Genomic DNA, 18,140 nt, shown 5'->3' with positions numbered 1-18,140 from the left:
GACACACTATAGTGAACATTCGGCTTGACATCGACGCGGAGGCAGCGCTTAAATGTGCATTATATGGAACATTGTTTCTAATAACGGAACACTCGATGTCTAGTAACCAGTCACTCGAAAACGGGCTTGATATCCTGACCCTTCTCAAGGATGCCAGGGAGCCGCTTGGTGTACGAGAAATCGCCCGGCGGCTGGAACTCAGTCCAGCGGTCGCACAACGACTTCTCAATACCCTTTCGTCGCAGGGTTTTGTGGAGCAAGCGGCAAGCAGTCGCCGCTATCAAATCGGCTATGCGGTGCTCGGTCTTGCCCAGCATGTCTTCCAGCGCGGGCGATTGCTGTCGCTTGCCGAATCTGAATTGCAATCCATGGCCGCCGATGGCTGCTTTAACGGTTTCCTCGGTGTTCGAAGAGGCTCATCGGGCGTTTATGTACTGGCAGTGCAGTCGGAAAGCCCTGTGGTCATTCGCGCTCATGCGGGCGAGGCCATGCCATTGCATTCGACGGCGCTTGGAAAAGCGCTGCTATTTGACCTGTGTGACGAAAAGATTGCCGCCTTGCTCGGAGAGGGGCCGTATGAGCGACGGACCGACCGCACCATCATCGAGCCGGGAAAGTTTGTCGAGCAGCTCGATGTCGCCCGTTCTCTCGGTTATGCGACGGCGATTTCGGAAAATGTCGAAGGCGTGATTTCCGTCGGTGCCCCGATCTACGACGCCGGTAGTGCCGTGACGGCGGCCATCAGCGTTGCCTTTCCCCGCGCCGTCTATCCGAAAGTGAAAATCACCGATGTCGCACAGCGCGTGCTTGCGGCGGCAAAGCGCGTCTCGAAGGGGCTCGGCTTTGAAGGATCCAGAGAGCATATGGAGAGAGAAAAAAATAATGTTGTCCAATAGTGAACGGCTGAACAACGCAATGACGGCAAACGAACTTTCGGCGATGGTGGCCGTGGCGCCGGAGAACGTTCTTTATACCAGCGGCTTCTGGTGTCTATCCCAATGGATTCGACGTGGCCCGCAGGCTTTCGTTGTGGTGCCGGCGTCGTTGCCGCAGGTGCCCGTCGTCATCACCAGCACGTCCACTCTGGACCTTGTTGCCGATCAAAGGGTCGCCGCTCGCATCCGGCATTACGGCGGGTTTATCGTCGATGCCGATCCTACCCTCCGCCTGGATCCCGTCAGTGCCCGTCAGGCCGAGTTGCATAGCCTGCCGGCCGACGAAAGTGCGCTCAGCGCACTTGTCGCGGAGATTGGGACGGCTGGCCTGGCAAAAGCCCGTATCGGCATTGATGATGTCGGGTTGCTTCCCGGCGACATGGAGCAACTCCAAAACGCGCTTCCAGACGTCACCTGGGTCAGCGCCTCGTCGTTTTTCCGTTGGGTTCGCGCCGTCAAAACGCCTGAGGAGATCGGAAGGCTCAAGACGATCGGGCAAATTACAGAAAGATCGATCTCTGCGGCACTTGCGATTGCGAAAGAAGGGGTGACGGAGATCGAAATGGCACGGGCCTTCCATGGTCATACTGTCGGCGAAGACGCCTTTCCTGTGCTCGGATGCATCGGTTTTGGGGAGCGCAGCGCGCTGCCGAATGTCCAGCCGTCGGATCGCGCCCTTCGCAAGGGCGATGTGATCCGCTTCGACGTCGGAGGGCATTTCCGCAATTACCGGGCAGACATTGCACGCAATGCCTTCTTCGGCGAGCCGCCCGGTGATATCCGCACCAAATACGATGCCCTCAACAAGGGCGTAAGGCGCGGAATCGAGCATATTCGCCCAGGCGTCGCAGCGTCCGAGATTTTTCGGATCGTGGTGGAAACCGTGCGCTCGGAAGGCATCCCTCACTATCGGCGGAGCCACGTCGGGCATGGCATCGGTCTGGATGGTTATGATGTCCCGCTTCTGTCGGCATCCAGCAAGGATATCCTCGAGGCCGGAATGGTACTGTGCGTCGAGACCCCGTATTATGAACTGGGCCGGGCCGGGCTTCAGGTCGAGGACACGCTGGTGGTCGGGTCGGAGGGAGCCGAGATGTTGACCAACAACAGCGACAGCCTCCTGGTGATTACCGGATGAGAAACGTGGCCGGCTACCGCTGTTACCGTTGCGGCAATTTTCTTCCGGTCAGCCACGGGATCGATTCGCGAGGCTGTCCGTCATGTGCCGACGTGGCTCCGTCGAACCTCCATGTCGCATATCGCGTGGAAGTCACGCTCGATGTCACCCCGGCGGGGCCGGCGTTTCCGCCTTCGCTGTGGCGGTATGCCAGCGATTTGCCATTCAATGCGTTGGAGGCGGTCTCTCTGGGGGAGGGCTTGACGCCTTTTCTTCCCGCAGATCGGCTTGGAGCGAAGCTTGGTGTTACTCGGCTCTTCATCAAGAACGAGGGCTGCAATCCCACATGGTCGCACAAGGATCGTTTTTCGACCGTGGCCGTTACGGCGGCGCGGCAGACGGGTGCAGCCGTTGTTGCGACAAGTTCCACGGGCAATGCCGGAGCCTCTCTCGCTGCTTACGCCGCCAAAGCAGGACTTTCCTGCGTCGTGGCCACCCTGGCCAGCTCGGCCGGCCCGATGCTGGCGCAGATCCGCAAATATGGCGCAAGGGTCGTGCCTTTCGAGAAAAAGTCCGATCGGTGGACATTTCTCGATGAAGGCGTTGAACGGTTTGGCTGGTTTGCAACCTCACCCTATCGTCACCCCGTTGTCGGTAGTCATCCGATCGGCATTGAGGGATACAAGACGATCGCCTTCGAGATCGTGGAACAAATGCACGGCTCGGTTCCCGACTGGTGTGTGCTCCCCGTGTGCTACGGCGATGCACTGGCCGGCATCTGGCTGGGTTTTCGCGAGCTTTTGAACCGCGGGAAGATCCGCCGGTTGCCACGTCTTCTGGCGGCAGAGGTCCACGGGTCGTTACGGCGCGCGCTTGAGCAGCAAGCTGACCGGATCCCTGACATGGAAGCAACATACGATACACTCGCCGTATCGGTGGGAGCGACCAGAAGCACGTTTCAGGCGCTCAAGGCTTTGCGCGACACGCGAGGTGCCGCCGTTTCAGTTACCAATGACGGCTTGATCGCGCTTCAGGAGCAAGTCGCAGCAACGGAAGGTCTGTTCCTCGAGCTGTCGTCGACGATGCCGATCGCCGCCATTAAGACGGCTCGACAGCAGGGGATCATCGAGGAGCACGAAACTGTGGTCGCGGTCGTCACGGCGTCGGGCCTCAAGGACGTGGATCGTTCAGCGTCGATCGGTGTGCAAAGGCCGTTCTGTGACGTTTCGACCGCACTGGCAGCATTGGAAGTTTAGGGAGGAAGCCACCCGGTCTTCGGACCGCCTGTTTTGGAAGCTAAATAATAAGGGAACGACATGAAAAGAAGGACATTTTTAACAGCCACCGCTTTGCTTGCGGCGGCCGGCCCCCGCTTTGCGCGCGCGCAGCAGGCCGCCTATCCTGCCGCCAATCCCATGATCATTGTCGGATTTGCCGCCGGCGGCGCCGGAGACATCGCCTCGCGCGTCGTCGCCAACTATGTCAAGGAAACCCGCGGCCTTGTGGCGACACCCGATTTCAGGCCGGGAGCGGGCGGTACGATCGCAACGGATCAGGTGCGTCGCGCTGCCTCCGACGGATCGATCCTGTCGCTTTATTCGGTCAGTCCGCTCCTGGTTGCGCCACATCTCCAGGAGGTGCCTTATGCCCCACTGAATGACTTCACCTATATCGCAAGCTACGCCGGGATTTCCGTACCCTGTTTCGTCCGTAGTGATAGTCCGTTTCAGAACTGGGACGACCTTCTGGAATACGGGCGGAGGGAGCCAGCAAAACTGCGCTGGGCGACGGCTGCGCCGCGCGGCCTCGCCCATATTGCGACCGATGCCGCCTTTCGCAGCGAGGGCGTCGGCGCGACCTTCGTGCCGTTTCGAGGCGGGGCGGATGCCGTGACGGCGCTGCTGGGAGGACATATCGACATGGTGGCCTCTTCGGACTTTGGACCGCATCTAGCCGCAGGCACCATACGCCTGCTCGCCGAGACGAGCCCCAACCCGCAGGCAAGCCGTCCCGGCGTGGCAAGTTTCGCCGAGCGTGGCTATCCCCTCGCCATTCCGGCATCCTATGGCCTTTTTGGCCCCGCAGGAATGCCAAAGGACGTTGTCGCATGGTGGGAAGAGGCGATCAGCGACATGACCCGCAGCCCGATGTATGCGGATTTCCTCAAAGTCATCAACGGCTATCCGATGTATCAGGCAAGCGACGATTTCACGGCGATGGCGAAGCAGGCCTATACCAGCATCGCCGCCCAGATCAGCGAAATGGGGATACGCCTTTGAGCATGATCCGTTTTGTCCCCTACCTGCTGACCGCCATCGGTCTTGGTGCAGCCGCGAAAGCCCTGCAACTTGGTCTGTGGGCCTATGGCGAACCGGCCGCTGGTTTTTTCCCTTTCGTTGCCGGCGTGCTGCTGGTCCTCACCAGCCTCGCCTGCGCGAAAGAGGCAGGGCCGGCCAACGAGCCGATCGATCTGCCAAGGTTGATCGCCTATTGCGCAGCACTTGCCCTCTTCTGTTTCCTGCTGGAGTTGATCGGTTTTGCCTTCGCCGCCTTTCTGTTCCTGGCGGTGGTACTCCTTGCCATTGAGCGGATGAACAGGAAAGCAGCAATCTTCATTGCCGCGACCTTTGCCTTTTTCACCTGGGGCCTGTTCGAAGGGCTGCTGTCCGTGCCGCTGCCGCGCGGCTTATGGGGGGTATGATGCTCGATTCCTTTTCGCAACTCTTCATGGGGCTCGGCATTGCCCTTGAACCCCCGAACCTCGCAGTCGCCCTGCTCGGCACGATCCTGGGAACGGCCGTCGGCGTTCTTCCCGGTCTCGGGCCGTCCGCCACCGTCAGCCTCTTGTTGCCGATCACGATGATGCTGGATCAGACGAGTGCCATCATCCTGCTGTCCGGCATCTATTACGGCTCGCAATATGGCGGCTCGATAACATCGGTACTGATGCGCGTGCCAGGTGAGGCATCAAGCGTCATGACCTGTTTCGACGGCTATCCGATGGCACGGCAAGGTCGGGCGGGCGTGGCGCTGGGCATCAGCGCCTTCGGCAGTTTCATCGCCGGTATCGCCGCCACACTGGCGATCGCGATAGTCGGCCCAGCCTTTACCTCGGTGGCACTGGTATTTGGGCCGGTCGAAAAAGCATCGATTGTCATGCTCGGGCTGGTGTTGGCGGCAAGTATCGGAGATGGCTTGCGCGTTAGGGCATGGGCGATGGTGGCACTCGGTCTGCTGCTCTCCACCGTTGGCGTCGATCTGATTTCCGGGGAGGAACGTTTCGCCTTCGGGGTCAGCTATCTGCGCGACGGCTTCAATATCGCTGTACTGGCTATGGGACTGTTCGGTGTCAGCGAAATGCTGATGCTGATCGAACGCAGGGTATCGGAGGGGCCGCCGAGGATGCCGTCCTACCGATTGCGGGACCTCTTGCCGGGTAGGAAGGACTGGAAAGATTCGCGGGGGCCCATCGCACGCGGGACCGTGCTTGGGTTCTTCCTTGGGCTCCTGCCGGGCGGCGGTGCATTGATCGCCGGCTTCGCGAGCTATCTGCTTGAAAAGAAGCTGTCTCGATCGCCGGAGCGTTTTGGAAAAGGTGCGATCGAAGGTGTCGCGGGACCGGAAAGCGCTAATAATGCCGCCGCACAAGCGAGCTTCATACCAATGCTGTGCCTGGGCATCCCTGCCAACGCCGTCATCGGCATCATCATGGGGGCGTTGCTCATGCAAAACGTCGTGCCCGGGCCACAGATCCTGACCGAGCATCCCCAGCTGTTTTGGGGAATCGTCGCAAGCATGCTGGTCGGCAATGCCATGCTCATCGTGCTCAATGTACCGTTGATCCGGGTGTTCGTGATGCTGCTCAGGATTCCGCAATCGGTGATGGCGCCGCTTATTGTTCTGTTCTGCGTGATCGGAGCATTCAGCATGAACAACAGCCTGTTCGATGTCGGTGTCGTGCTTGTGTGTGGTTTCGTGGCCTATGGGCTGCGTAAGGCTGGCTTCGACATGGCGCCCCTGCTTCTGGCATTCCTGCTCGGTTCGCTGCTGGAGGAAAATGTTCGGCAAGGGCTCGTTCTAGGCCTCGGCAGTCCGTTGGTTTTTGCGCAAAGTCCGATCAGCCTTGTGGTCATGCTCTTTACGGCTGCGATACTGTTGCTACCGCTCGTAAAGCGCTTTGGGGCAAGAATGACTGGAAAGATGTATTAAGACAGACGGGCGCGGTATCTTGATGCCGCGCCTGCCTACCGCCTGCATGAAGGTCTTGTCTGTGGGGCCTTTCCCACGACGTGAGTAAATCAGAATGCTGACTTCAGCGGCGAGATCATACGTTACCACGTATACGTCGCGGATTTCGAACAGGCGAGTATCCGGACCCTCAATCCACCGGTCCGATAGCGGCCCTTATGAGAATGACAAAAGCTGCGGTTCGCGAATGGTTTCGACGACTTCCCGAGACAGGATGAAACCACCGAGATCGCCGTCGAGACCATTGAAGAGATCGACCAGCGCTCGGCGCGTAATCGCGCGCGTACGGAGACGAATGATCTTCATGTCCCGCAACGGCTCCTTGCGCGCTTTTTCGTCAAGCAGAACAGCTCGCAGTCCCATGAGGTCACGGCGGGCTTCTTCCGCTGTCTCATAAAACTGCCGCGCGCAATTTCGGGGATCGTCACCGTAGGTGTACGTATAGAAGGTAAAGCCATGCGCGGCTTCTCTTTCGATCTCAGCCATCTCACGGTTTCCAGATGGAGCATCCGCGGTACGCCCCCGCGCTCATGCTCATTGACCCCTTGGTGATCGGGGAGTTCGAAACCGTGTACCCACAGCCCTGTGGCCTTTAGTCCGGGTGAACCTGTTGCATACGCCACAGGCTCCCCGACCATAAGGTCAAGGAGATGGGCCTTTCTGGTAGGCCCCTACCTTCGGGTACAGGGGTTTCGACGCCCCAGGCAGCGCGTGACTGCCTTATGTTCACTCTAGTATACCAATCGGCGGTTGTCGTCCCTTTTCTGCTTGTGGGCTTGAACGTTCAACAGGAAAGGATGAAGGGAGTCGGATTGGGAAGGATGGGCTCAGTAGTCTGATTCTGACGGAACGGGTTGGGCGAGCAAGATAGGAAGATACGGAAAAGATCGCCAGCCTCGTCCGCCTCTTCTTTTATCATCGAGCAAAGGTCCGCTTCATCGTAAATGAAGGAGGCTTCCGCCGCACTGCAGCAAGCATGAAGCGTGGATGAGGGAGCAAGGCGCGACTCGCAGCTTCATATGTTTCAAAGCTTTCTCCCGCGGATACTAAATCTCGGCCCGGTGTCGCGGTCGCCAGCCAGTTATCACTTGTATCGGATCCGCAAATTAAAGCTGCTCGTGCGTTGATAGGGATGACGCAAGAGGACATCGCAAAGGCCACGGGGCTTTCCGTATATACTGTTAAGCGAATGGAAACCGTGGGTACTCAACGCAGCACAGTGGCTAATGTCCTTGTGGTGCAAAAGCCTCTTGAAGCCGCAGGGGTGATTTTCATTCCCGAAAACGGTGGCGGGGCGGGGGGCCGGCTGGCGAGACCGAGGGATCACAAATAGTTGGAAGCGGCTGCGACGCATCCACGCTACTTTCAGAGAAATTTCAGTTGGCTAATAAAACTGTCGTTCCATCGTACGCGTCACAGTGATCGCTGTGACCATTCCATATACGTCCAATCGTCTTCGCCAGCCGGTTCTATTGCGGAGAGACTCACAGGTTCTGACCTGGTGGTGATCGGTAATTTGCTTTGGGCATTCAGCCACTCGTCCGAATATACCGTGGAAAGATAGCGGTATCCGGTATCAGGCATGATGACCACGACAGTCTCGTCCGGATAGGTCCGAGCATACCAGTGTCCCACAAGTGCCGCCGCGCCACTGGTGGGACCTGCGAAAATCGCGTGATTGCGATAAAGGTCTCTCGTGGCGGCGAATGCCTGAAGAGCGCCGACCCAATGCACGTCGTTGATAAGTGAATGATCGAGGTTTTTCGGAAGGATGCTGTTGCCAAGGCCGCGTAAAAGACGGGGGCCGGCAGGATGGCCGAACAGAACACTGTTATTGGTATCGACAGCAACCGTGCGTATGTTGGGAAAAAGCGAGCGGAGATAGCGGCTCGTACCCGTGAGCGAGCCACCTGATCCGACGCAGCCGACAAGACAGTCTATGCGGCCGAGCTTTTCGACGATGATTTCTGCGAGGCGTGCATAGGAGGCGGGATTGTCTGGATTATCGTACTGCGCTGGCCAGTAGGCCCCGGGGTGGACAGCGACAATACGGCGCAGTTCAGCGAGGCGACCATCCTGATTGCCCGTTTGGGCTTCATCTTCCACGAGAATAACTGAAGCCCCGAGTTGCTCGAGCCGTGTCTTGAAGGAAGCATCCATCAGGCTCGTCGCACTGACGATGGTGAGTTCGTAGCCCCGGACCGCCGACAGCATGGCAAGCGCCATCGCGAATGTGCCCGAACTCGTTTCCACGATATGTCCGCCGGCTCTTAGCGTATCCCGTTCTTCGGCCCGGTCCAGCATGAAACGTGCCGGAAGAAGTTTCATGAGCTCGAATATAGCCACATGACAGTTGGGGGTAAGCGAAGCAAGACGCGGCGTTTCGAAGTCGGCGAGAAAAGAAGAGCTTACCATGACGTGTTCTGAACCGGTGCGCCATCAACGTTCACGGAGAACGTGACGATATCGGTAAAGCCGCTATCACGAGCGGCGGTGGCAATGCCGACCACCCGCGCCATCGCGTCGTAGGCCTTCGCGTCGACGAGGACGCCCATCAAGGGGCCGCTATGAGAAATCTGTACGCCGCAGCCGCCACCATTCTCACATATCTGCATTAATGTCCTGAAATGTCGTTTTTCCAGATAACGCTGGTTGATGGTGGCGCTCGTGGTGCTGACACGTCCCAAAAGTGTGGCATCCTGCTCGCGAATGGCACGGCGGATAAGACCGCGCAGCACGCGGAATGTCTCGATTTCAGTGCTCTCGTAACGGGCGGGCGCCATGGCCAGTGTGTCGACAGGAACGTCGTCCCGCGAAGAAAAGCCGACGACATGGAGCGCAGGATAGTCTCCAGGGAGATACTCAAGAACGCGACCCTCGCGCTGTGCGAAAATCACAGCCTGTTCATCGAACACCAATGCGTCGCTTGCCGTTTCCGCCGCGACAGCGAGACGGCAAATCGATGATCGATTGAGATCAGCGCCGATTGCAGCAGCGGCCGCGCGGATCGCAGCAATGACATCCGCCGTCGATGATCCGTAGCCGTAACCGATCGGAATGGATGTTTCTATAGTCAGGCAACCGGCCACCTGAGGAGACCCGAGTTCCTGAAATGCAAGCTTTGCCGCGCATGCTGCCTTGCTACGGTTTTCGGGTCGTGTCCGGATGTCTTCACTGTCGTCAGGCCAGAACGTGACAACAGATCCGATCTGTGGCAGTGGCAGTGTAACCAGGCCACGATGGAGCCTTCCATCCTCGTCGGAAAAGACGCCCTGCAGAAGTTCCCCATGATGAGCGATGGCGCGTCCGACGCCGACCTGTAGTGTCCGGGGGAGGGCGCATTTGGCGGAGGCGTGACTGTTGGAGAAAATTGTAAACGACATGCTGTTGTCCCGAGATTTGTTGCGCTGCACACTAATTTGCGAAAACAAATAAGCTTTCGTCTCTCCTGATTTATAAGGGCAACCGGGATGTTGTCGGCGGTTCTCATTTATGGCAGCATGTAAATGCTGGCCCATGCGCGTATTGAAAGCCAATGAAGCTATCGTGCAGCTTTAGCAAACGATAATTCAGTCATTGGGATAGCTCGGAACCTTTGCGGCGCACTGAAGACTGTATGCGGCCGCATGCAGTCTTCATAGGATCGTTCCCAGGTAGTGGTGTAGCTTGGACGGCCACGGCTCATCCCAGAGGGCCGGATGAGTGTCAGCTTGCGGCGGGCAGGCTGGTGAGTGGATCATCGCTCATCGTAGCGATTGTCTCAAGGGTCATATAGCGAGATTGCTGGACGGTCTATTCATCGTTCTGTTCGAGCAGCAGCGCACCAACCAGGCGCACGATAGTGTCGTCGTTGGGGAAGATGCCGACGACCTCTATCCGTAGCTCGATCTCGCCGTTCAATCGTTCGATCGGGTTGGTCGACTGAAGTTTGACCCAATGCTGCTTGGGAAAGGTCATGTCGGCGGGTACGTCTTGCTCGGCGCTGTCCATGAGACTGGCGAGCTTCGGCATTTTTGCCCTGATCTGGTCGGCGACGTTGCGCCACTGAATGCTTGCCGCCTCCGGCGTGTCCTGAGCGAAGGCTATGGCAATGAAGGCGGAGACGACGCGCTTGACGCCGCGCAGTCCCCGCCCAGCTTTCGAAGAAACTCGGTCCAGATCGCCTCGGCCTCGGATGTGCCGATTTCCATGCCGAGCACTTCGCGTCGGCCGTCGGTGTTGACGCCGACGGCGATGATGACTGCAACAGAGACGATGCGACCGCCGCGCCGGACCTTCAGGTAGGTGGCTTCGATCCTAAGATAGGGCCATTCGCCCTCGATGGGCCGGTCGAGAAAGGCCTTCACCTTCTCATCGATCTCCTCGCACAACCGGGAGACCTGGCTCTTGGAAATGGCCGACATGCCCATCGCGTTGACCAGATCATCGACGGATCGGGTCGAGACGCGCTTGAATTCGTCCGATCAAAACCGGCGCAACTGGCGGGGAGAACCTTCAAATCGGTCCGTCACCGCCTCAATCATATAGATCATTCTCGGGCTAGCCGTAGTCGTAGACATAGATCCTCACAATCAGAGAAATCGATGTCATATGCCTTAGCCCACCGAACTTCAGTCCCGCCGATGGGGTGTGCTTGTCGCTTGCTGAACTGCCCCCCGGATCGGTCGGTAAGGTGATTTCAACACCCCTGTAGTTACAGTTGCGATCCACTCCTGCTCGGCAATGCTCTAAGCGTCCCACGAAGGTCGGAACTTAAGGCGCAACAACATCCAACTCCAGACGCTGGGAAAATTCAGTTCGCCGGGATTCTGGACGCAGTACCGAAAACCTTTGTTAGTATTCAGGTTTCCAAATCGGTTTGTGTGTGACTTTTTTGCCTGTCGGTTTTGGCGGCGTCATTAACAATGCGCTGAAATGGTCTCTCAAGGACGACGGCGATTAGCAACGTCACTGCCGCAGTCCCCGGAATGGTAATCCAAGGGGAAAAATGCAGACTCTCACGTACATCCGTCATGATAGGGAAGTGAATGACGTAAACCGCGTAAGAGATTGGCGACAATTTGGCAAAAGGCTTGAAGAGCGGTTTGAAACCTCTCCAGCCTAAGACAGACCATCCGAACAAGATTAGCGCAATCGCCACGGCGCCCGCAAAGTGCCTTAGTTCAAGATAGGGAAACAGGACGCTGCTGCCAATCTCAATGTCGATTGAGGAATTGGAGGCTAGGATAGTAAGATAAATGGCTAATATACAAACTGGCAGGAGCCCCACGTAAAACTCCCTGGCCTGAAAGTGCCCGAGGTAGATTCCGCTCATGACCGCACCCAGCCACCAAATACAGAAGTAGGCAAGGAATCGGCTTAGCTGATTAGGATAAAATAACATCACAACGAAGAACGTAACCGACGCGATACCGACGACGAGTGTCTGCCAATTTGGGGGCACAACTCGGACTAGCATGTAATAGAACAAATAGAATGCCACTTCGTAGGACAGCGACCACAGGGCTTCGTTGCCCATATAGGGCTGAACAATGGTGCCGGCCCTGGGGCGGTCCTGTAACATCAGCGCATTGCCAATAAAGGCGTGAAGGTCCAAGTCAATCAATTCGCGTGCCGAAATCGCCGCGCAGAGATAGGACACGATGAGGGCTACCAAAAAAATCGGCATAATCCTGACTAGCCTGTCCCGTGCAAATACGCGGAACCGCTTGTCACTTCGCTTTGACCAGGAATAGTTGATCGAAAACCCTGACAGCAGAAAGAATAGAATGACGGCTTCCTGCCCAAATCGGAAAGGGATGGACAGAACGTAAGAGTAGGCCTGAATTTCCGGTCTCAGCACATGGAAGAGCACAACGTAAAACGCAGCAAAGCCGCGCAAACTCTCGATCTCGAAAATGCGATGTGTATCTGCGTCGATACTGAACAGCAGGTGACTTGAAGTATCAACTGTTACAGAAGCGGCGTTCGTGATATGATCTGGGTGCATATTCGGGAGGGGCCTATGTGCCGTCTCTGCATTATACTCACATTCGCCATCGTCGCGTCTGGCGCGCAGGCCCAGGAACGCCAACCGTTTCATGTCGCCACCTTTTCCGACAGCAGAACTGTCAGCCTCGCAATAGCTTCTTCGTCGGCCTCGGCCGATAAGGAATTCGACTTTGACATCGGGGTCAGCCTGACTGAAATGGGGTCGGGCGGAATTTCATTTTTCGTGGACGATAGCGCTCACCTCGTGCGGGTGCGATGCGAGGCCCCCGCCGCGGTCAAGGTTGGTGGTGTTGTCCACTTTGTGCAAGCTTCACTGGCATCGCGAGACTGGAAGCAAGATCTTTGGAAAGCCCTGTGCCAACAACCGACCTCGTGAAGGAGGCCGCGCCCGGAGGTCGCGGCCCCCTGAGATCACTTGACCTGTGTGACAGTCAGCTTGCCGTTCACGCGCTCGGCGACGAACTGCACTTTCGCGCCCTCCTTGAGTTTGGCAAGGAGCGCGTCGTCTTTGATTTCGAAGACCATAGTCATCGCGGGCATTTCCAGACCCTTTAGCTCTTCGTGGATCAAGGTCACCTTCTTGGCCTTGGCATCGAGCTTCTTGACGGTACCGTTCGTGAACTCCTGGGCGAAAGCGCCCGCCGAAGATACGAGTGTGAGCGCCGCTGCCAGCGCGATTCTTGCGATTGTGGTCATCATGTAACTCCTTCTGCGTTGATGTTACTTGGCTACGGCGACGTCGCCGTGCATTCCGGCGTCGTAGTGGCCGGGGACGAGGCAGGCGATCTTGAAGACGCCGTCGTTCGTGAACTTCCAGACGATCTCGCCGGATTTGCCTGCCGCGAGGCGGATCGCGTTCGGGTCGTCATGCTCCATTTCGGGGAACTTCTCCATGACGGCCTTGTGCTCCATGACCTTGTCTTCCTGGTCGAGGACGAATTCGTGGTCTAGCTCGCCCTCGTTCTTGATCGTGAAGCGGACCGTCTGGCCCTTGCGGACTTTGAAGTTGTTCGGGGTGAAGACCATCTTCCCGTCCGGGGTCTCCTTCATGGAGACGCGGATGGTCTGCGTGACCTTCGCCTTGTCGCCGGGCTCACCGACGGCCATGGCTTCGCCGTGGCCGCCAGCGTGGTTGCCGGAGGCCAGCACGGGCGTCGCGAGGGTGGCCAGAAGCAGGCCGATGATTGCTTTTTTCATCATGGTTTCCTTTGTTTTGGTTTCAGGATCGGTTCAGCCGTGGTTCGAATGCTTCGAAGGTAGCTGCGTCTTCGCGTCTGTCGCCTTGGTCGCGTCGGGCAGGGATCCCGTCCACTCCCAGGCCTGCGTGCCGGGCGGGTTTTCATACCAGCCAGGATCGGTGTAGTCGCCCGCCGAAATGCCCTCGCGGACCTTGACAACGGAGAACATGCCGCCCATCTCGATGGGTCCGTGAGGCCCCCATCCGGTCATCATGGGAACGGTGTTTTCCGGAATCTCCATCGACATCTCGCCCATGTCGGCCATGCCTGCGGTGCCCATCGGCATGTACTCGGGGCGGAACTGCCTGATCTTCTTTGCAACCTCCTTCTTGTCCACACCGATGAACGTGGGGATCTCGTGGCCCATCGCGTTCATTGTGTGGTGCGACTTGTGGCAATGGATGGCCCAGTCGCCGACATACTTCGCGTCGAACTCGTAGGCGCGCATCGCGCCGACCGGGATGTCGATCGACACTTCGGGCCATCGCGCTTCGGGCCGCACCCAGCCGCCGTCGGTGCAGGTGACCTCGAAGTCGTAGCCGTGCATGTGGATCGGGTGGTTGGTCATCGTGAGATTGCCGACGCGCACGCGCACCCGGTCGTCCTTCGACACCACCAGCGGGTCGATGCCGGGGAAGACGCGGCTGTTCCAGGTCCAGAGATTGAAGTCGGTCATCTCCATGACCCGCGGGACGTAGGAGCCGGGGTCGATGTCGAAGGCGCTCAGCAGGAAGACGAAATCGCGGTCGACGGGCATGAACGTCGGGTCCTTGGGATGGACCACGAAGAAGCCCATCATGCCCATCGCCATCTGCACCATCTCGTCGGAATGCGGGTGGTACATGAAGGTGCCCGACTTCACGAGATCGAACTCGTAGACGAAGGTCTTGCCGACCGGGATGTGCGGTTGCGAAAGGCCGCCGACCCCGTCCATGCCTGAAGGCAGGATCATGCCGTGCCAGTGGACGGTCGTGTGCTCCGGGAGCTTGTTGGTGACGAAGATGCGCACCCGGTCGCCTTCGACCGCCTCGATCGTCGGACCCGGCGACTGGCCGTTGTAGCCCCAAAGGTAGGCCGTCATGCCTTCGGCCATCTCCCGCTCGACGGGTTCGGCCACCAGATGGAACTCCTTGACGCCGTTGTTCATCCGGAACGGTAGCGTCCAGCCGTTGAGGGTGACGACGGGATTGTAGTCGGGGCCGACGGATGGCTTCACGGGCTTCTGCGTTGCTGCCGTATCCATGACGGCCGCTTCCGGCAGCCCCATGTTCGTGGTCTGGCTCCAGGATTGGGAGGAGACAAGGGCGGCGCCTGCCGCGCCCGCTCCGAGCAATTGTCTTCTGCTGAACATCGTCTGCTTCTCCTTAGTGGCCGCCGGCAGGGGCTGCTTCCGCCGACGCGACTTCCGTTTCGGCCGCGGCCGATCCCGAACCTGCGCTGCCGCCGTAGACGACGGGGGCGAGGTTCGCTTCGGCGAGCCAGAAGTCGCGCTTGGCGTTGACGGCGAGGATGGTTGAATCGATCTTCTCGCGGCTGTCCGCAATGAGCTCGAATGTGCTGGTGATCATGCCGTTGTAGTTGAGCATCGACTGCTGCTCGATCGCGCTGCGCAGCGGAAGCACGTTGTTCCGGTAGTGCCGCGCGATGTCGTAGTTCGACTTGTACGAGACATAGGCCGACCGGGCCTCGGACCTGACATTGACGGCGAGGGCAGCCAACTGGTTCGCCGACCTCATGTAGGCGAGCTCGCCCTTGCGCAGGCGTGCCTGTCCGGAATCGAAGATCGGGATGGTGAACTCCAGCGACGCGGTCTTCGAGATGTCGGAAAGGATTTTCCCGTCCTCACGCTCCCGTTCCTTCTCGAAGGTCCCCACGAGCTCGATGTCGGTGACGATGCGGGTCGCGTCCTCTAGCTTGTACGACTGCGCGGTCGCCTGAAGCTCGAGACGGGCCACCTGCAGGTCCATCCGCTTGTGGATCGCCTCGGCCTCGATGTCGTCCCGCTTGATCAGCGTCTTCGGCAGATTGGGCAGGCGGTTGGGGATCTGGAAGTCGATGTCGGAGCCTGCAAGTCCCATCAGCCGGATCAGCTCCTCCTTCGCGAGCTTGGCTTCGAGGCGCGCCTTGGCGGTCTCTCCGGTGAGCTCGGCATAGAAGACGTGCTCTCGGGCCTGCTCGGCCTTCGGCATCGATCCCGCTTCGCCGATCTTCTTGGCAAGTTCCGAGGCCGCGTCGGCGGCGTTCTTCGCCTGGTTCAGATAGGCGACGTTTTCCCAGGCCGCCACCGCGTTGATCCAGGCCCGGCGGGTCTCCGCCGCTAGCGACACGGTCGCGATCGCGGCGTTGAGCTGCGCCTGGCGGAACCGGTTGTCGGCGATCCTGATGTTCTTGTCGTAGGTGGCGAGGGCCAGGATGTTCGTGGCGATCGCGCCCTCGAGCACCCGGTAGGCTTCGAGGCCAGGCGTGCCGATACCGGAAAGGCCAACTGAGAACGTCGGAAACACGGAGAGCTGCGTCTGCCATGCGTCGGCGGCGCTGTCGCCGAGGTCCGCATATGAGGCCTGCAGGCTCTTGTTGTTGAGGAGGGCGACCTGGACCGCCGTCTCGACGTCGATGGTCTTCTTCGCCATCAGCGTCTTCACCCTGTCGCGCACCGCCTGCGCTTGGCTCTGGGTCTGGATCCAGACCGTCTGCTTGCCCGTGGCCTCTCCGCTCTTCAGCGAGGCGTTCGCGAAGCCGGAGTCGACGGCGGAATAGTCGGTCGTCACGCAGCCGGCGGCAGCGAGGGGGAGCGCGAGCGCCGATACGAGTTTGATGTTGCGTAGCCTCATCGCATCACCCTTTCTTCGGCGCCTGGGCGTCGTTGAGACCGCGCCAGGGTTTGGGATCGACGGGCATGCGGTGTGTGTAGCCGCCGATGGGGCTCTGGTAGCGGGCGGGGCCGACACTGGACCCGGTGTCGGGATTGTCGTTCGAGATGACGACTTCAGGCAGCGTGGATGCGCATCCGCTCAGAGCAAGCGGTAGGGCAACCACCAGGAACAAATGTTTCATGGTGAGAATCCGAGAATATGATCGCGTTTGCGCCCGCGCGCGCCACGGCGCGGAGGCACAGCAAGACCCGCAGCGCGGGTGTCAATTCTCAGATGTTAGGTGGGCGATGAAGTCTCGGTGCTTCGCCGGCCGTGTCGGTGTCGTCGCCAATCTCATGGATGGAGACTACCCGCGGATGGCTCAGCGTCGACCCAGAGCACGTAATAGCGGCCACACCACAGTAGTCCTTGCAGCAGGAGTTCTTGGATTTCTCTGCGCTGTCGTGATCATGCTGATCACCGTGATGATCCGCCGTGGCTGCGGCGCTTTTCTCGCGGCCATGGTGCGAGGAATAATCATCCTCCATCTGCGAAATTTGGAGCGAGGAGGCCGGATGCATCGCGGCATTGACGGTAGAAAAGCTATAGAAAGACAATGACAGAACCATCGCCAGTCTGAACAGCATTGCCACCGATTTAGATGTGATTCGATACATCTCGCTCATATCCTTAATGATCACTAGAGCTGCCAAGCTTGTCAATCGGCGCTTATCGAATTACGAACTTAATCCCTCTACGTGGCGATGAAAGCACTTTGATGAAAAGAATCGAGATTGCGGCAACCGGAAGGAGAAATTGGTCGGGGCTGTGGGCATTATTTGACTATTCCTACCACTGTGATTTGCGACATCGGAAGCTTAGAACGCTAAATTTTCCTCAACCTGTCGCCCACTATACAAATTTGTAATCCGCAAGGTCGTGATTTGCCGCAAGAAAGCCCGAATTGGGGGACGAGAAGAGGCATCCGCACCGGGCAAATTTTGCTGGAATAGAATTCACCGCACATGAAAATACTTCTCGTAGAAGACGACAAGACGACCGGCAATTATATCCTCAAGGGATTGAACTCCTTTGGCCACTCGGTTGATTGGGTCAGGGATGGACGAGATGCGCTGACAGCCGGATTAAATGCGGGATACGACATAGTAGTTGTAGATCGCATGATACCGGGATTGGATGGTCTGAACTTGGTGAAGAGCCTAAGGGCTGCCTCAGTGCGCGTTCCAATACTGTTTCTGACGGCGATGAGCGGTGTTGATGACCGCGTGGAAGGTTTGGAAGCAGGTGGCGACGACTACTTGGTGAAGCCGTTCGCCTTTTCAGAGCTTATGGCTCGGATCAACGCACTCGTCCGGCGCCCGCCGATTGCGACCGAAAGGACACGGCTCCGTGTTGGCGACCTAGAAATGGACCTGGTTGCTAGAACAATCTTCCGAGCGGGACGGCACATTGACCTACTTCCGCGTGAGTTCGCGCTTTTGGAATTCTTAATGCGCAACGAGGGGCGTATTCTAACAAAGACTATGTTCCTCGAAAGGATCTGGAATTTCAACTTCGACCCCCAGAGTTCGGTCGTCGAAACGCATATTAGTAGGTTGCGGGCGAAAATCGACAAGCCCTTTGATCAACCGCTTCTGCACACAGTGAAAAACACAGGTTACACGCTCCATGCTCGCCGGTAGCTTCCTAAAGAGCACTGCCGTAAGATTGGCGACTATTTACATTGTCTTGTTCGTGA

At 58.3% G+C, this 18,140-nt stretch carries 17 protein-coding genes and 1 pseudogene; 7 read left to right on the top strand and 11 right to left on the bottom strand.

The window, feature by feature from the left end; translation table 11 throughout:
• The first annotated feature begins 11 nt into the window (after positions 1 to 11).
• From ACIK7D_RS20895 to ACIK7D_RS20870, 6 genes are read left to right on the top strand one after another with little or no spacing between them, the layout of a single operon-like run.
• Positions 12 to 896, top strand: a complete 885-nt coding sequence (locus ACIK7D_RS20895) for an IclR family transcriptional regulator (RefSeq protein WP_400157266.1) — start codon at positions 12 to 14, stop codon at positions 894 to 896.
• Complete coding sequence (locus ACIK7D_RS20890) at positions 883 to 2,073, top strand: Xaa-Pro peptidase family protein (protein ID WP_112556505.1); 1,191 nt, start codon at positions 883 to 885, stop codon at positions 2,071 to 2,073. The genes ACIK7D_RS20895 and ACIK7D_RS20890 overlap by 14 nt, the downstream gene beginning before the upstream one ends.
• Positions 2,070 to 3,308 (top strand): pyridoxal-phosphate dependent enzyme, encoded by a 1,239-nt coding sequence (locus tag ACIK7D_RS20885; protein WP_177319350.1) that lies wholly within the window; start codon positions 2,070 to 2,072, stop codon positions 3,306 to 3,308. The genes ACIK7D_RS20890 and ACIK7D_RS20885 overlap by 4 nt, the downstream gene beginning before the upstream one ends.
• Before the next feature lie 60 nt (positions 3,309 to 3,368).
• Positions 3,369 to 4,331: a tripartite tricarboxylate transporter substrate binding protein gene (locus ACIK7D_RS20880; RefSeq protein ID WP_112556501.1), complete on the top strand. Its 963-nt coding sequence runs from the start codon at positions 3,369 to 3,371 to the stop codon at positions 4,329 to 4,331.
• 2 nt (positions 4,332 to 4,333) lie between these two features.
• Entirely contained in the window at positions 4,334 to 4,753 is a 420-nt protein-coding gene (locus ACIK7D_RS20875; protein ID WP_112556499.1) for a tripartite tricarboxylate transporter TctB family protein, read from the top strand.
• Complete coding sequence (locus ACIK7D_RS20870) at positions 4,753 to 6,261, top strand: tripartite tricarboxylate transporter permease (RefSeq protein WP_112556610.1); 1,509 nt, start codon at positions 4,753 to 4,755, stop codon at positions 6,259 to 6,261. The genes ACIK7D_RS20875 and ACIK7D_RS20870 overlap by 1 nt, the downstream gene beginning before the upstream one ends.
• Positions 6,262 to 6,456: 195 nt before the next feature.
• On the opposite strand, the gene ACIK7D_RS20865 is transcribed toward ACIK7D_RS20870, so the two are convergent.
• From ACIK7D_RS20865 to ACIK7D_RS20815, 11 genes and pseudogenes are all read right to left on the bottom strand, one after another.
• On the bottom strand, positions 6,457 to 6,786 hold the full coding sequence (locus ACIK7D_RS20865; RefSeq protein ID WP_112556497.1) for a hypothetical protein: 330 nt from the start codon (positions 6,784 to 6,786) through the stop codon (positions 6,457 to 6,459).
• Positions 6,787 to 7,713: 927 nt separating this feature from the next.
• Complete coding sequence (locus tag ACIK7D_RS20860) at positions 7,714 to 8,715, bottom strand: PLP-dependent cysteine synthase family protein (RefSeq protein WP_234899661.1); 1,002 nt, start codon at positions 8,713 to 8,715, stop codon at positions 7,714 to 7,716.
• Positions 8,709 to 9,836: a kinase gene (locus ACIK7D_RS20855; RefSeq protein WP_400157265.1), complete on the bottom strand. Its 1,128-nt coding sequence runs from the start codon at positions 9,834 to 9,836 to the stop codon at positions 8,709 to 8,711. The genes ACIK7D_RS20860 and ACIK7D_RS20855 overlap by 7 nt, the downstream gene beginning before the upstream one ends.
• Before the next feature lie 169 nt (positions 9,837 to 10,005).
• A pseudogene (locus ACIK7D_RS20850) lies at positions 10,006 to 10,745 on the bottom strand (transposase); the annotation flags it as partial.
• 395 nt (positions 10,746 to 11,140) lie between these two features.
• Positions 11,141 to 12,382: an acyltransferase gene (locus tag ACIK7D_RS20845; protein ID WP_112556489.1), complete on the bottom strand. Its 1,242-nt coding sequence runs from the start codon at positions 12,380 to 12,382 to the stop codon at positions 11,141 to 11,143.
• Between the two features lie 320 nt (positions 12,383 to 12,702).
• Positions 12,703 to 12,987 carry a copper-binding protein gene (locus ACIK7D_RS20840; protein WP_112556606.1) on the bottom strand — a complete coding sequence of 95 codons (285 nt, stop codon included), beginning with the start codon at positions 12,985 to 12,987 and terminating at the stop codon, positions 12,703 to 12,705.
• Between the two features lie 24 nt (positions 12,988 to 13,011).
• Complete coding sequence (locus tag ACIK7D_RS20835) at positions 13,012 to 13,488, bottom strand: plastocyanin/azurin family copper-binding protein (RefSeq protein WP_112556487.1); 477 nt, start codon at positions 13,486 to 13,488, stop codon at positions 13,012 to 13,014.
• A 33-nt stretch (positions 13,489 to 13,521) separates the two neighbouring features.
• Positions 13,522 to 14,880, bottom strand: a complete 1,359-nt coding sequence (locus tag ACIK7D_RS20830) for a multicopper oxidase family protein (RefSeq protein ID WP_112556485.1) — start codon at positions 14,878 to 14,880, stop codon at positions 13,522 to 13,524.
• Positions 14,881 to 14,893: 13 nt separating this feature from the next.
• The gene (locus ACIK7D_RS20825) at positions 14,894 to 16,360 is read right to left on the bottom strand and encodes a TolC family protein (RefSeq protein ID WP_112556483.1); all 1,467 of its coding nucleotides are present in this window, start codon (positions 16,358 to 16,360) and stop codon (positions 14,894 to 14,896) included.
• 4 nt (positions 16,361 to 16,364) lie between these two features.
• Positions 16,365 to 16,583, bottom strand: a complete 219-nt coding sequence (locus tag ACIK7D_RS20820) for a hypothetical protein (protein ID WP_112556481.1) — start codon at positions 16,581 to 16,583, stop codon at positions 16,365 to 16,367.
• An 88-nt stretch (positions 16,584 to 16,671) separates the two neighbouring features.
• Positions 16,672 to 17,058 carry a hypothetical protein gene (locus ACIK7D_RS20815; protein WP_112556604.1) on the bottom strand — a complete coding sequence of 129 codons (387 nt, stop codon included), beginning with the start codon at positions 17,056 to 17,058 and terminating at the stop codon, positions 16,672 to 16,674.
• 348 nt (positions 17,059 to 17,406) lie between these two features.
• Between ACIK7D_RS20815 and ACIK7D_RS20810 the strand changes: the two genes are divergently transcribed.
• Complete coding sequence (locus ACIK7D_RS20810; RefSeq protein ID WP_112556478.1) at positions 17,407 to 18,084, top strand: response regulator transcription factor; 678 nt, start codon at positions 17,407 to 17,409, stop codon at positions 18,082 to 18,084.
• Positions 18,085 to 18,140 lie beyond the last annotated feature (56 nt).

Source organism: Agrobacterium sp. P15N1-A (genome assembly GCF_044626815.1).
Lineage (GTDB): Bacteria > Pseudomonadota > Alphaproteobacteria > Rhizobiales > Rhizobiaceae > Agrobacterium > Agrobacterium leguminum.
This window is presented reverse-complemented; position numbering and strand designations above follow the sequence as displayed.